The 14,561-nt window shown below is 41.8% G+C and carries 14 protein-coding genes; 1 reads left to right on the top strand and 13 read right to left on the bottom strand.

The window, feature by feature from the left end; all coding sequences use genetic code 11:
* Positions 1–174: 174 nt before the first annotated feature.
* Together ACFX4X_RS09315 and ACFX4X_RS09310 are read right to left on the bottom strand one after the other, a co-directional pair.
* Positions 175–1,845 carry a DAK2 domain-containing protein gene (locus tag ACFX4X_RS09315; protein WP_284471301.1) on the bottom strand — a complete coding sequence of 557 codons (1,671 nt, stop codon included), beginning with the start codon at positions 1,843–1,845 and terminating at the stop codon, positions 175–177.
* A gap of 19 nt (positions 1,846–1,864) precedes the next feature.
* Positions 1,865–2,227, bottom strand: coding sequence for an Asp23/Gls24 family envelope stress response protein (locus ACFX4X_RS09310; RefSeq protein WP_061462371.1), 363 nt, complete (start codon positions 2,225–2,227; stop codon positions 1,865–1,867).
* A gap of 253 nt (positions 2,228–2,480) precedes the next feature.
* Between ACFX4X_RS09310 and rpmB the strand changes: the two genes are divergently transcribed.
* A complete protein-coding gene (gene rpmB, locus ACFX4X_RS09305; protein WP_034313767.1) occupies positions 2,481–2,669 on the top strand; it encodes a 50S ribosomal protein L28 in 189 nt (62 codons plus the stop codon).
* A gap of 205 nt (positions 2,670–2,874) precedes the next feature.
* Here the strand turns inward: rpmB and spoVM are convergent, their stop codons facing one another.
* The 11 genes from spoVM to priA form a co-directional block, all read right to left on the bottom strand.
* A complete protein-coding gene (spoVM, locus tag ACFX4X_RS09300; RefSeq protein WP_034313769.1) occupies positions 2,875–2,955 on the bottom strand; it encodes a stage V sporulation protein SpoVM in 81 nt (26 codons plus the stop codon).
* Between the two features lie 123 nt (positions 2,956–3,078).
* Entirely contained in the window at positions 3,079–3,732 is a 654-nt protein-coding gene (locus tag ACFX4X_RS09295) for a thiamine diphosphokinase (RefSeq protein ID WP_089362432.1), read from the bottom strand.
* Positions 3,733–3,834: 102 nt separating this feature from the next.
* A complete protein-coding gene (gene rpe, locus ACFX4X_RS09290) occupies positions 3,835–4,482 on the bottom strand; it encodes a ribulose-phosphate 3-epimerase (RefSeq protein ID WP_377383054.1) in 648 nt (215 codons plus the stop codon).
* Position 4,483: 1 nt separating this feature from the next.
* Positions 4,484–5,365, bottom strand: coding sequence for a ribosome small subunit-dependent GTPase A (gene rsgA / locus ACFX4X_RS09285; protein WP_377383053.1), 882 nt, complete (start codon positions 5,363–5,365; stop codon positions 4,484–4,486).
* A 23-nt stretch (positions 5,366–5,388) separates the two neighbouring features.
* Positions 5,389–7,419 carry a Stk1 family PASTA domain-containing Ser/Thr kinase gene (pknB, locus tag ACFX4X_RS09280; protein ID WP_089362430.1) on the bottom strand — a complete coding sequence of 677 codons (2,031 nt, stop codon included), beginning with the start codon at positions 7,417–7,419 and terminating at the stop codon, positions 5,389–5,391.
* Positions 7,420–7,424: 5 nt separating this feature from the next.
* Positions 7,425–8,174 carry a Stp1/IreP family PP2C-type Ser/Thr phosphatase gene (locus ACFX4X_RS09275; protein WP_061462366.1) on the bottom strand — a complete coding sequence of 250 codons (750 nt, stop codon included), beginning with the start codon at positions 8,172–8,174 and terminating at the stop codon, positions 7,425–7,427.
* A 4-nt stretch (positions 8,175–8,178) separates the two neighbouring features.
* Positions 8,179–9,273, bottom strand: a complete 1,095-nt coding sequence (rlmN, locus tag ACFX4X_RS09270) for a dual-specificity RNA methyltransferase RlmN (protein ID WP_061462365.1) — start codon at positions 9,271–9,273, stop codon at positions 8,179–8,181.
* On the bottom strand, positions 9,273–10,625 hold the full coding sequence (gene rsmB, locus ACFX4X_RS09265) for a 16S rRNA (cytosine(967)-C(5))-methyltransferase RsmB (RefSeq protein WP_377383051.1): 1,353 nt from the start codon (positions 10,623–10,625) through the stop codon (positions 9,273–9,275). The genes rlmN and rsmB overlap by 1 nt, the downstream gene beginning before the upstream one ends.
* Complete coding sequence (gene fmt, locus ACFX4X_RS09260; RefSeq protein WP_377383049.1) at positions 10,612–11,571, bottom strand: methionyl-tRNA formyltransferase; 960 nt, start codon at positions 11,569–11,571, stop codon at positions 10,612–10,614. The genes rsmB and fmt overlap by 14 nt, the downstream gene beginning before the upstream one ends.
* Complete coding sequence (def, locus tag ACFX4X_RS09255) at positions 11,568–12,053, bottom strand: peptide deformylase (RefSeq protein WP_061462362.1); 486 nt, start codon at positions 12,051–12,053, stop codon at positions 11,568–11,570. The genes fmt and def overlap by 4 nt, the downstream gene beginning before the upstream one ends.
* Before the next feature lie 95 nt (positions 12,054–12,148).
* Positions 12,149–14,560 (bottom strand): primosomal protein N', encoded by a 2,412-nt coding sequence (gene priA, locus ACFX4X_RS09250; protein ID WP_061462361.1) that lies wholly within the window; start codon positions 14,558–14,560, stop codon positions 12,149–12,151.
* Between the last annotated feature and the right edge of the window lies 1 nt (position 14,561).

Below are 14,561 nucleotides of genomic sequence, written 5' to 3'. Positions count from 1 at the left end.
AGTTTAATAATAACGCCAAATTTATTGTAATTCCATTCATGCTGTTCGTAATCCTTCATTTCACAAAAATAAAACTGCATAGCCTAATGACTTATGCAGTTTATTGCCTTTTATTTTTTTCAGGTCCTTCAAACAAAGAGTCGATGAAGTCTCACTTATCTTATGATACTCTTTTTATTCAATTGAAAAAATGAAAGAATATAAAGGTTGTTTCCCATTATGGACTTCAACTTCAACGTCTTCGAAATTCTCATTACAAAACGCAACAAGACCTTCGACATCTTCTGCCGTTGCATCCTCTCCATATAAAATGGTAAGGATTTCGGAATCTTCGTCAATCATATCGGAGAGAAGGTCTTTTGCCGCTTGAGTCATGTCTTTATCCTTGACTTTGATGGTTCCTTCAGCGATTCCCATGAAGTCACCGGTCTCAATTGCAAGGCCGTCAATGCTGGTATCCCTCACAGCATAAGTAATCTGGCCCGTTTTCACATGCGAAAGAGCTTCAATCATCGCTTTTTTATTCTCTTCAGCATCTAGTGAAGGGTTGAAAGCCAACAATGCTGCCATTCCCTGTGGTACCGTTTTCGTTGGTATAACAGTCACATGATCACCAAGTACATCTGCAGCTTGATTGGCCGCCATGATGATATTTTTATTGTTAGGCAAGATGATGACATGATCTGCATATGCCTCTTCAACCGCTTTAACAATATCTTCTGTGCTAGGATTCATCGTTTGCCCGCCTTCGATGACGGACTTAGCGCCGATGCTTTTGAATAACTCGCTTATGCCAGCACCCATAGCTACGGACACTACACCGTACTTCTCTTTGGTTGACGGTTTCGTTTGAAGTGATGTATTCGATTCACCTACTATCGCAGTATGCTGTTCACGCATATTATCGATTTTCAGTTTGATTAAACTACCGTATTGCTGTCCATAATTCAGGCACGTGCCAGGCTGTTCAGAGTGAATATGTACTTTGACAACTTCATCATCAGAGATGACTAATAGGGAATCTCCGAATTCACTTAAATCATTTCGGAATTTTTCTTCATCAAACGATTTATTGGCAAGTTTTTCACTTTCCAATCGGACCATGAATTCCGTGCAGTAACCATACAAGATATCTTCCGTATTCATATGCCCTTGTACGTTCATATGGTGTTCGGCATTGATCATGTCATCCATGCTTGGGCCATTAGCAGAACGGACTGGAAGGGCCTCACCTTTCAGCACAGCAAGGAAGCCTTCATATACAAACACTAACCCTTGCCCGCCGCTGTCTACGACTCCCACTTCTTTTAGGACCGGAAGAAGATCCGGTGTACGTTTTAATGAAGCATTGGCCTCCGTAACGATTTCTTCCATTACCTGAATAAGGTCTTGGTGGTTTGCTGCTGATGAAACCGCTTGCTTTGCTGCATCTTTTGCAACCGTTAAGATGGTTCCTTCAACAGGTTTCATTACTGCCTTATAAGCTGTCTGAACCCCAGCTTCAAAAGCTTGGGCGAATTCTTCACTATTGATTTCCGATTTATGTTCAATCGCTTTAGCAAAACCGCGAAAAAGTTGAGAAAGGATAACACCTGAATTCCCGCGAGCGCCCATTAACAGTCCTCTTGAAAGAGATGTACCCACTTTCCCAATATGTTCCTGGACGTTATTTTGCACTTCCTTCGCTCCGGAAGTCATCGATAAATTCATATTCGTCCCAGTATCTCCATCTGGAACAGGGAAAACATTCAACGCATCAACCATTTGGGCGTTAGCCGCTAAATGGTTGGAACCTTGAATGATCATTTCGGCAAAGCGCTTTCCGTTTAAACTTGTAATTGACACAAAACTTTCCTCCTATTACTTAAGGGTTCGTCACACGAACACCCTGTACAAAAATGTTAACGGAATCAACAGCCAATCCTACAGTTTTGTTCAAAGTGTATTTTACCTTTGATTGCACATTATGAGCAACTTCCGAGATTTTCGTTCCATAACTTACGATAATAAACATATCGATATGAACTTCTTCCTCTTCTTGACGGACTATTACACCCTTAGTAAAGTTTTCTTTTCTTAAAATTTCGGCAATGCCGTCTTTAAATTGTTTTTTGGAAGCCATTCCTATAATTCCGTAGCAATCCACAGCTGCGCCGCCTGCTACAGTAGCGATAACATCATTAGAGATATCAATTTGTCCATATTTCGTTTGTAATTCGATAGACATTTTCTTTTCCCTCCCAAAAAATCAAGTCAACTATAGACATTTTACTATAATGTCAATGGTTTTAAAAGTAAATGTCGTACGGCACTTTATATAATTCAATTTTAAAGTATGTATGTCAAGGTATTTTTCTTGAAAGTAATTAACTGAAGTATTGCATTCTAACGGTAGGTATGATAAATTATTAAAGTATTTTACAAAGACTTAAGACGACTGCGAAAAACTTAAGCTTGTTGTAGTTAGGAGGGAATTTAACATGGCACGTAAATGTGTAATCACTGGAAGAAGAACTCGTTCTGGTAACAGCCGCTCTCACGCAATGAACGCTAGCAAGCGTACATGGGGCGCTAACCTTCAAAAAGTACGTATTTTAGTTGACGGTAAACCTAAACGTGTATACGTTTCTGCAAGAGCTCTTAAATCGGGCAAAGTAGAACGCGTATAATGTTACGGCATCCTCTTAGGATGCCTTTTTACTTGTATTGGCCGGCATTTTAATGGGGATGGTTTTATTTTCGATGATCAGGTCTAGTCTGCATCAAGAAAAGAAGTCATCACCCATTAATAGATGGCCAACCCCTTTCATCATCCCCCAGAAATCCCGAAGAATAACACCTCCCTGAATTTGAGAGGTGTCATGGAGATAAGTATCAGCCTTTTTTAAACGCTCCGAGCATAGCCCTTACCAAACTGCCCAGAACTTTTGGCAATTTAATCGTATAAAATTTCATCATGCCCCTCCTCTTTGCATCCCACATTAAAAGATGAAGTGGAATTTTTCTATTACAACATAAGCTTTTAAGCGGATATAGGATGATTGAAAATTATATCCGAATCTGCTCTAAGCATGAATTTTAATCACTGCTTCTTATCACCATTAATATGCCTTTCTCAAATGAAACATTCCCAGATTCGGAAATTAGTTCATTGCTGATGCAAAGCGTCGAACCCATTTCCAGGCTTGCATCACTCAGTGGGTATTTGAAGCCTGATAGTGTAATGCCGCTGACTTCCGCCGTTACTGGGAGCAATGACATGTATTTCTTATCTTTCAAAGCAGCGACCTCATATGAGCCCGCTGTTTTCACTGTGAATATATTTTGCTGATCGACTATGTATATATCAATGTCTTCATGAAAAGGGAGGACACTTTCTTTTTGGAGCAGCTGGATATTACCAAGAAAATGATCCATTCTTCCCCCTGTAGCGCCCAGAATGTGAATTTCACTTGGTTTTTGCCCTAGAGCCCATTTAAATGCAATTTCTAAATCCGTTTCATCCTTTTCTGAAGAATATAGATTGATTTGTTCCAGTGTTTGCTCAATCTTCTTATATTCATCTTCCGAAACTGAATCAAAATCCCCAAAACCGTACTTAGGTTCGATACCTTTTTCAAGCAAGGCCCAGACTCCCCTGTCAACCCCGACCCAAAGATCAGTCATCTCCTTATACCACGTCAGATCCGGCCAAAAACATTCCGGACCTCCAGCCATTATACTAATAATCATCGAAATCATCCTTTTCTATGTATATTCATATCCAAGATGCCTTTGTTTAATTGATAAAAAAAGCCGATCACTATCATATGAATATGATAGTGTCGGCTTATATCACTTTCCCCGAATCTTTTGAATCGCTGCGTGTCGATCTTCTTGATTATAGATTGCCGATCCGGCCACCAGGACTGTCGCCCCTTGTTCAATACATAGTTTAGCCGTTTCTTCGTTTACTCCACCATCAATCTCTATTTCCAGATTTTGATTATACATTTCTGCCATCGCCTTCACCTCGGCAATTTTGGGCAGTACGGATGTAATGAACTTTTGCCCGCCAAAACCCGGGTTAACTGTCATCAACAATACCATATCAATATCTTCAATTATAGGTTGGATCAAGGAAGCTGGTGTGGCTGGATTAAGCACCACTCCTGCCTTTACACCAAAAGATTTAATCAATTGGATCGTCCGATGCAAATGGGTGCATGCCTCTAAATGCACAGTTATATAATCGGCTCCTGCTTTCGCAAATGCCTCGATATAACGATCAGGTTGTGCAATCATTAAGTGAACATCAAGCGGAAGTTTCGTCACCGGTCGGATAGCATGGACGATTAACGGACCTATCGTAATATTCGGCACGAAATGTCCATCCATGACATCTATATGGATTAAATCCGCTCCGCCCCTTTCTACATCTAGAATTTCTTCCCCCAATTTTGCAAAGTTAGCTGATAAAATGGATGGTGCGATTTTAACCATTTTAATACCTCGGCTTTCTATCTCTGATTTCCTCTAAGAATTGCATATAATGCTCATATCGATAAAGTGGAATTTCCCCGGAATCCACCGCTCCCTTCACAGCGCACTTCGGTTCTTTATCATGCAGACAAGCCCGAAATTTACAGTCCTCCCCATGCTTATGCATTTCCGGGAAGCAATAGGATAACCGTTCAGCTTCCATTTCCATGAATTCAAGTGAACTGAAACCTGGTGTATCCGCGACAAGCCCAGAGCCAATGTGAATCAATTCAACATGGCGGGTGGTATGCTTCCCACGTCCTAGGTGTGACGAAATATCATCCGTCTTTAAAGCCAATTCAGGATTGATTGCATTCAGCAAAGAAGATTTCCCAACACCGGACTGACCGGCAAATACACTCGTTTTTCCTTCTAAATACGGTACTAGTACTTCAATGCCTCCAGCGGTAACTGAAGATGTCTCCAGTACAGTATAGCCAAGTTTCTGGTAGTCCTTGATATACTGAGACAATTTCTGCTGGTTTTCAGAAGTAACCAAATCAAGTTTGGTCACAACGATAATGGGCTCGATCTCGTTATCTTCAATTAGTACGAGAAATCGATCAAGCAAAGCTGGACTGAAATCAGGTTCTACTGCCGAAAAGACTAGGATGGCTTGGTCTACATTTGATATTTGCGGTCGGATCAATTCATTCTTTCGCGGTTTTATTTCGGTAACGGTCCCATCCGTTTTATTTTCCGCTTGAAAAACAACATAATCACCTACAAGTGGAGTTACCTTATTTTTCCTGAATACTCCCCGTCCCCGGCATTGATAGACCTCTTCTCCATCAAGGACATAATAAAATCCACTTAATGCTTTGATAATTTTTCCTTCGGGCATAACCACACTCCTAATTATTAAATTTATTCTGGATAAGAGACGGCCTGGTCGATGATGACCTGATTATCCCGCATGACTTTATATCCTGCTTTCTTATCCGGGGAAACCGTTAATTCGATCGTTCGCTTGGCATTTTCCACGATAAAGAATGTTTCTTTAGGCTCCGTCATGCTATTGTTGATATCCTCAATGAAAATTTGTATCTTTTGGGCTTTGCCCGGCTCAACCGGATCATACTCGATTTTGATTTCCTCCGTTACCTTCTTAGGAGGAATCTCTTCTTTCCCTTTTGAAAGGACCACTTTCACCGTACTGCCCCTTTCCACCTTCGTACCCGGTTCTGGTGACTGGGAAATGACAAGCCCCTCTGCAACGGAATCATCATAGACTTCTTTTTCCACATCGACCTTTATTCCACTATCACTGGAATAATCATTAAGGCCAGTTTCATTGAACCCTGTTAAGTTCTTCAAGCTCAATAAATCTTCCCCTTTACTGACCGTTAACTCAAGCTCCGTTTCCGATGGTACGATATCAGTGGCACCCGAAGGCCTTTGTTCTATGATTGTACCGGGAGCACTGTCATCATATTTTTCGGTCACGATTATGTTTTTGAATCCCATTTTATCAAGCAATGATTTAATATCTGAGTAATCTCGGCCTTCATAGCTGGACAATGAAATCGTTTCTTTACCAATGCTTTGGTAAATATCGACTTCTGCGCCTGCCTTGACAGTCTTACCTGCCTTAGGGTTGGTTTTGATCACAAGGTCCGCATCAACCTCTTCATCTTCAATCTCAATCGTATCTCCGATGACCAAATCCAATTTAAGCAATTCAGTAATGGCATCATCCAATTCTTTCCCTTTAAGGTCAGGGATTGTCACTTCCTTCGAACCAAAGAGGGAAGGTAAAACAGTGACAGATAAAACAGCAAGTAGGGCAAGTACTAAAAAGGTGGTCACCAAAATGGCAGGCATTTTCTTTCGTTTTTTATCTTTTTGTTCTGACTTCGTTTTTTGTTTTTTCTGTTTCTTCTGTTTCTTTTGTTTCTTCGATTTACTCTCTGCTTCTGATCCACTTTCCCCATCATCCGCATAGACTAAAGTATTTTTTTCCGGACCTCTAATGATAGTCTCATCTATGCTTGAAAGCTGATCGTCCGTAATGACAGGGATGGCTTTGGTCGCATCATGATCTTCAGGAATCGTAAAAGGCAGTTCATTTGAACGTTCAGGATTAAGTGACGTCCGAATGTCATCTTCCATTGAGTCTACGCTCTCATAGCGGTAATATGAATCTTTGGCTGTCGCTTTCAAGATAATATTTTCCACACTCTGAGGTATTTCAGAGTTCCAGCGTTTTGGCGAAGGAGTTTCCGATTGTAAATGTTTAAGAGCTATCGAAACGGCAGATTCACCCGAAAAAGGCAATCTCCCCGTCAGTAATTCAAACATGACGATGCCAAGTGAATAAATGTCCGACTTTTTATTGGCCATTCCGCCTCTAGCCTGTTCTGGAGATAAATAATGAACAGAGCCTAAGACTGCGTTAGTCTGAGTTATATTTGTTGCACTCAGGGCCAATGCAATTCCAAAGTCCGTAATCTTGACGGTTCCTTCTTTATCAATCAAAATGTTCTGTGGCTTGATGTCACGATGGATGATCCCATTATGATGGGCATGAGAAATAGCTGCCGTGATTTGCTTCATGATATCCAAGGCTTTATCAACTGGAATGGGATAATATTTTTGTATGTATTGCTTAAGTGTAAAACCGTCCACGTATTCCATTACAATATAATAGATGGACTCTTCTTCACCGACATCATAAATGCTTACGATATTGGGATGGGCCAAACTGGTTGCCGATTGGGCTTCCCGATTGAAGCGCTTGATGAACTCTTCGTCGTTATTAAAATCCATGCGAAGGATTTTCAATGCAACATCCCTATCTAAAATCATATCCCTTGCAAGGTAAACATTCGCCATACCGCCGCCACCGACCATCTCGATCAGTTTATAACGGCCGTTGATTCTTCTACCAATCAACATTCAATTCACCTGCTTTCACTTTCTTCAGTAAATTGAACAAGCACAAGAGTGATATTATCTTCCCCACCGTAGTGATTGGCCATATCTATTAATGAATTCGCCTTTTCTTCAAGTGGCTGCCCATTGGTTATCGTATCTTCAAGTTCCTGTTCACTCACTTTATTCGTCAAACCATCCGAACAAAGCAATAGTAAATCATTTTCCTCAAAGATGACCGTCGTAATGTCCATTTCCACTTGCAATTCTGTCCCCAAGGCTCGTAATAAAACATTTTTTCGTGGATGGTTCTCGGCATCTTCCTTCGAAATCTGCCCAGAACGGACCAGTTCATTAACAAGTGAATGATCTTCCGTGACCTGCTTAAAACCGCTCTCATTATACAAATAACATCGGCTGTCCCCGATGTTGGCAATGGTAGCAAACTTGTCGGTGCAAATGGCTGCAACAATCGTTGTCCCCATACCCTTACATTCCGTATTTGCTTCGGCATGTTCAAAAAGCAACTGATTGACCAAGACGATTTGCTGTTTCAGCCAATCCTCAGCATCATTTGCCGTTTCGATCCCGCTTGATACTTCCCAGCCTTTTTTCAAAAGGTCTATCGTCATTGCACTCGCTACATCCCCGGCACGGTGGCCGCCCATGCCATCTGCAACGATGGCAAGGCGAACGCCTTCCGAGTTCTTAAAAATTCCGCCATTATCTTCATTATGCTGGCGGACTTTTCCACGGTCTGTTTTAAATATTGCCCTCATAGGGTCACCTCGTCTCTTCTTTGCGCTCCTTGGCCCGAAGCTGGCCGCAGGCTGCGTCAATATCACTGCCTTGTTCCCTTCGGATCGTTACATTAATGCCGCGCTTCTTCAATGTTTTTTCAAACTCAAAAATTTGGTCCCGAGGTGTACGTACATAGTTGCGTTCCGGTACATAGTTAACCGGAATTAAATTGACATGGCATTTTATCCCGCTTATTAAATCTGCCAATTCTTCGGCGTGTTCCACTGTATCATTTTCGCCACCGAATAGACCATATTCAAAACTTACACGGCGCCCTGTTTTTTCTGTATAGTATTTGATGGCTTCAATCAAGTCCGGAAGTTTGTAGGCCTTGTTGATCGGCATCAATTTACTTCTCAATTCCGTGTTCGGTGCATGCAGGGAAACAGCAAAGTTGATTTGCATGCTTTCTTCGGCAAATTTGTAGATTTTTGGAATGATTCCACTTGTGGAAACGGTAATATGACGTGCCCCGATGTTCAAGCCCTTTTCATGATTTATATTCTTCAAGAATGACATCATATTATCGTAGTTATCGAACGGTTCACCGATTCCCATGATTACGACAGAACTAACACGTTCTTCCACTTCGTCAAGTGCTTGCTGAACTTTTACGACTTGGGCAACAATTTCTCCCGATTCAAGATTTCTCTTCAAACCGCCAAGTGTCGAGGCACAGAATGTACAGCCAATTCTACACCCTACCTGTGTTGTCACGCAAATGGAGTTTCCATATTCATGGCGCATCAGCACCGTTTCAATCGAGTATCCATCATGAAGTTCAAATAAAAACTTCATCGTTCCGTCATTGGACGTTTGCTGAATCAAAGTTTTCAATGTAGTGAAGGTGAATTGTGATTCCAGCTTATCTCGTAAAGATTTCGAAAGGTTGGACATATCTTCAAAACTGGAGACACGCTTTTTATAAAGCCAGTCATAAACTTGATCGGCCCGGAATGCCTTCTCGTCATTTTGAATAAGCCATTCTTTAATTTGGTGAAGCTCTAATGAGTAGATCGATGGTTTTTCTGGTGTTGTGTCTTTTTTTACTCTAGATGATTTTGTGATTTCTGCCATTACAGCACCTTCTTTCTAAAACTCGCAATAAAGAATCCGTCACTGCTAAAATATTGCGGAAAAACTTGCAGTGTATGACCCTCGATAAATGGCTGAACGCTTTCAGGCATTCTTGCAGACAGGGTCGCATCGCTTTCAAAATCCGGATGGCTTTCCAAAAATGCTGCAGCGACTTTGTCATTTTCTTCTTTATCCACCGTACAGGTACTATATACTAACCGTCCGCCTTGCTTTACGAGCGGGGCGGCAGCTTCCAATAATTGTTTTTGTATACTTGAGAGTTTCATTATATCATCTTTTGTTTTTGTATACTTTACATCAGGCTTCCGGCGCATGACTCCCAACCCTGAACATGGTGCGTCGATCAGGACCCTGTCAAACCCTTCCTTATTAAAGTGTTCTCGCACTTTTCTGCTATCAAGGGCCATTGTCTTAATATTATTTCTGAGTTTCAGGCGCTCCGCCTGCTCTTTGATGAGTTTGACCTTATGCTCATGAAGGTCAAGAGCATATACTTGACCAGTGGTCAAGCCTTCTGCGATATGTGTCGTTTTCCCTCCAGGTGCAGCACAGCAATCGAGTACAGCATCATTTTCATTTGCACCCAATGCATGGGCTACAAGCATTGAACTTTCGTCCTGAATCGATAAATACCCCAATTTATAGCTTTCTGAATGAGCAAGATTACCTTTATAGCTGACGATGGCTTCGGGAACGACTTCACTTGCTTCAACATCATATCCTTCTTCCGTTAAAATGCTGATTAGTTCGCTGCGTGAAGTCTTCTTTAAATTAGCCCGTCCCGTCTGTAATGGTGCAGTCAAGTTGATTTCACACATTTCCTTGGTTTTTTCATAACCAAATTGCTCTACCCAACGCTTGACCAACCAAATTGGATGACTTACTTCGACTGAAAGCCGTTCCAGATCATCTTTGATATCATCAAAAGATGGAACCCCATTTCTTTGAATATTACGAAGCACGCCATTGACCATTGAAGAAGTCCCTTTATGTCCGCGCTTTTTTGAAATTTCGACAGCTTCAAAAATGATCGCATGATCTGGCACTTTATCCAAATAGACCATTTGGTAAACGGAAAGCCTAAGTAAATTGATGACCCAGCTTTGCGTTTTTTTAGGTTGTTTAATAAACGGGTTCAAATAGTAATCCAAAGTCATCTTCCGCTGTATGGTACCGTAGCTTATCTCTGTAAGCAAACCGCTGTCCACACCGGATAACTGATGCTTTTTAATCAAGTTGTTCAGTAATAGGTTACTGTAGGATTGGTTTTTCTCCACAGATTCCAAAATATCGAGAGCGATTTCACGTACTCCCTTTTTAGTTTGCTTCATTCTGTTCTCCTAACTTCATGCCTGCTTTAATGAACGACCCGGCTCCGCGCAAGTAATCTTTGGCCGGCATTTTTTTCTTTCCTGAAGGCTGCAATTCAGTAACTAGTATTGCCGTCTCGTTGCCTGTCGAGACGATGAAACCATCATTTCGTACTTCAATGACAGTGCCTGGCACGGCACGATTGCCCTCTTCACGTTTCTTTGCCTGCCAAATTTTTAAAGTGGATCCGTCTAAGGTTGTATAGGCAACAGGCCAAGGATTCAGGCCACGCACTTGGTTATAGATTACTTCCCCTGATTTCGACCAGTCAATTTTTTCCTCCGACCGTTTAATGTTAGGCGCAAAAGTCGCTTTATTCTCATCTTGCTTGATCGCCTGTAAACCCCCATTTAAAATTTTTGGCAGAGTCTCTGCAAGTAAATCTGACCCTATCTTGCTTAATTTATCATGCAGTGTGCCGACATTGTCTTCTTCCCCTATGGCAACTTCCGCCTGAGTCAATATATCCCCGGCATCCAATTTCTCCGCCATATACATGATGGTGATCCCAGTCTTATCTTTCCCCTGCAAAATGGAATAATGGATGGGCGCCCCTCCACGTAGTTCAGGAAGCAGGGAGGCGTGTACATTAATACATCCGTACTTAGGAGCATCCAACAATTCATTCGGAAGGATTTGTCCAAAAGCAGCCGTCACCACTAAGTCAGGATTCAATGCAATGATCTTTTCAAGTTCTTCTTGTTCACGGATTTTTTCTGGCTGATAAACAGGAATCCCCTGCTTTTCGGCTTCGACCTTAACTGGCGGCGGCGTTAGCACCTTTTTGCGGCCTACTGGACGATCGGGCTGTGTGACGACAGCAATCACGTCATACCCTTCATCGATGATTCTTTTCAATACCGGCACTGAAAAATCCGGTGTTCCCATAAAGATAATTTTTGTCATTCTTCTTCATACCTTTCTAACTCTTCTTCCGAAATATAACGAGAGACCTTACTCGTGAATAAAACCCCTTGAAGATGATCGATTTCGTGCTGAAGGGCCCTTGCGAGGAAATCTTCCGCTTCTAACTCGAAAAAAGATCCTTTACGGTCTTGTGCCCGCACTTTTACGCGGTATGGGCGAGTAACTTCACCATATAAACTTGGGAAGCTCAAGCATCCTTCAACACCAGTCTGTTCGCCTTCCATTTCCAGCACTTCTGGATTAATCAGTTCGATTACACCTGATCCTTCCTCTATTTCGACGACGGCCACTTGCTTTTTCACGCCAACCTGAGGTGCTGCAAGACCAACGCCATCCGCCTCCACCATCGTTTCGTACATGTTATTTAACATCTTTGCCAACTTTTTATCAAAACTTGTTATTTTATCGCATTTTTGTTGTAAAATTTTTTCAGGAAACATGACAATCGGTAAAATAGCCAAAATTAAAGGTACCCTCCTAGATATGAAAAACAGCACTTCATTATATAAAAACGCAAGCTTTAACAGCTCGCATAAACCATCCATTTCTTAATCAATTACATCATGATCTGTGGATTTAAATCTATTGAAATCTGCAGAAGATTTTGAGCCGTTTCTTTTTGATAATGCTCTAAAAGTGTACGTAAATGCTGATTAAGGTCCGGCTCTCGTTTGTATTTTATCAGACATTGATAACGATATCTATTGTTGATTCGGCTAATGGGCGAAGCAACAGGACCGAGAACGATAGAATCCCGATTCAATCGAGAACCTAAATAATTGGTTATTTTCTCAGTAACACTCACCGTCTTCATTAAGTCTTCATGAGAAACGGTTATAAGGACAACGTAATAATAGGGAGGATAATGACTTTGCCTCCGTAGATGCATCTCCCGTTCATAAAAAGCATCATAATCCTGCAAGGCAGAAAGCTCGATGCTATAGTGCTCAGGTGTATAGGTTTGGATGACCACTTCTCCCGGAAGCTGATGACGTCCCGCCCTTCCGCTGACCTGTGTCAGCAGCTGGAATGTCTTTTCCGAAGAACGGAAATCAGGCAGATGAAGCATAGTATCCGCTGAAAGGACTCCAACAAGCGTGATATTAGGAAAATCAAGGCCCTTGGCAATCATTTGGGTGCCTAGCAATATATCAGCCTTTCCTTCACCAAAGGCATTCAGCAAACGCTCATGTGAACCCTTTTTACTCGTTGTATCGACATCCATTCGTATCACCCGTGCATCAGGGAGAATTTTTGCAAGCTCTTCTTCAACCTTTTGGGTGCCTGTACCGAAGAACCTTATATGTTCACTTTCACATTCAGGGCAAACGGAAGGCATTCCCTCTTCAAACCCACAATAATGGCATTTCATTATATCATTAAAGCGATGATAGGTGAGTGAAATGTCACAATTAGGGCAATTGATGACCAATCCGCAGCTTCGACACATCACAAAGGAAGAATGTCCCCGTTTATTTAGCATCAATACTGTTTGCTCCCCTTTTTCAAGCCGGTCTTTGAGCTTGGTGAAGAGCAGTTCCGAAAACATGGAGCGATTTCCCGTCCTTAGTTCTTCCCTCATATCTACAATATCCACTGCTGGCAATGCATTTTTATTCATCCTTTGACTAAGGGTCAGTAATTTATAGACGTTTTTCTTGGCTCGCGCAAAAGATTCAAGTGTAGGAGTGGCGCTACCTAGAATTACCGGACACTGATAAGATTTCGCTCTTTCAATGGCAACATCCCTAGCATGATACCTTGGCGTTTCTTCTTGCTTATAGCTGGATTCATGCTCTTCATCAATGATGACCAGTCCCAGGTTTTCAAAAGGAGCAAACACGGCTGAACGCGCGCCCACCACAACTTTTACCTCTTTGCGGTGAATTTTCCGCCATTCATCATATTTTTCACCTACGGATAAACCGCTATGCATGACAGCGACCTGCTCTCCAAATCGTTCTTTAAACCTCTTCACCGTCTGTGGCGTCAAGGAGATCTCAGGTACCAGCATGATGGCTTCCTTCCCTTTTTCAATGACAGAGGCAATTGCCTGCAGATACACTTCCGTCTTCCCGCTCCCGGTCACACCATATAAAAGGAAGACATCATGTTCATCATGATTTATTTTCTCATGGATGGGCTTCAAGGCAGCTGCTTGCTCTTCTGTTAAAGTAAAGGGATTGGATTTTTTGAACACCCGATTTTCATAAGGATCACGGTATATTTCCTGATCCATTTCCGCCAAGGCCCCTTTTGACACTAGGGATTTGACGGTACTGCTTGATGTGTTGATCAATTCAAGCAATTCCTTTAACGGAACTGGCTCTTGATGTTCAATAAAGTATTGAAGGAGTTCCTGTTGTTTTTTTGCATGGCTGGAAATGGCTGATGCCATTTCTTTCAGTTCCTTAGAGGAAAGCAGGGATTTAATGACACGGACGGTCTTCTTATTAAGTCGGTTTTTCACATTATACACAAGCTCTAGATTGCCATTTTGTATTTCCTTTTGAAAAAGTGAGGCATTCTCCCCTTCAATCACTTCTTTCCAAGATAATGCATCATTCTTTCCGAAAAGACTTTGAATGAAGGGTGGGAGCTGATTCTTTTTATCTTCAATGACATTGATCACTTTTTCATACTTTGCTTTCATTGCTGCCGGAAGCATGGCCTGTAGGGCTGAAATTTTAAAACACATGGCCTCTTTGGTCAACCAGTCACCCAGCTGAAGCAATTCATCATTAAGGATGGGCTCCAAATCCATTGGTTCTTTTATATATCGTAATTTCGCAAAGTCGCTTTTAGCTTTTAATCCTGTGACGAACCCCTGCACCATTCTTGGACCGAATGGCACAATGACCCGCATTCCGGGCTTGATGACTAGGTTCCACTTTTCAGGTATACGGTAGTCAAATTCTCGATCCGTTTGTTTAGCAGGTACATCCACTATGACCGATGCAATATCCATA

Source organism: Peribacillus sp. YIM B13481, assembly GCF_042787985.1.
In the GTDB taxonomy this organism is placed as follows: domain Bacteria; phylum Bacillota; class Bacilli; order Bacillales; family DSM-1321; genus Peribacillus; species Peribacillus simplex_A.
Note: the sequence above shows the minus strand (reverse complement) of the source record. Positions and strands in the feature narration are given on the sequence as shown.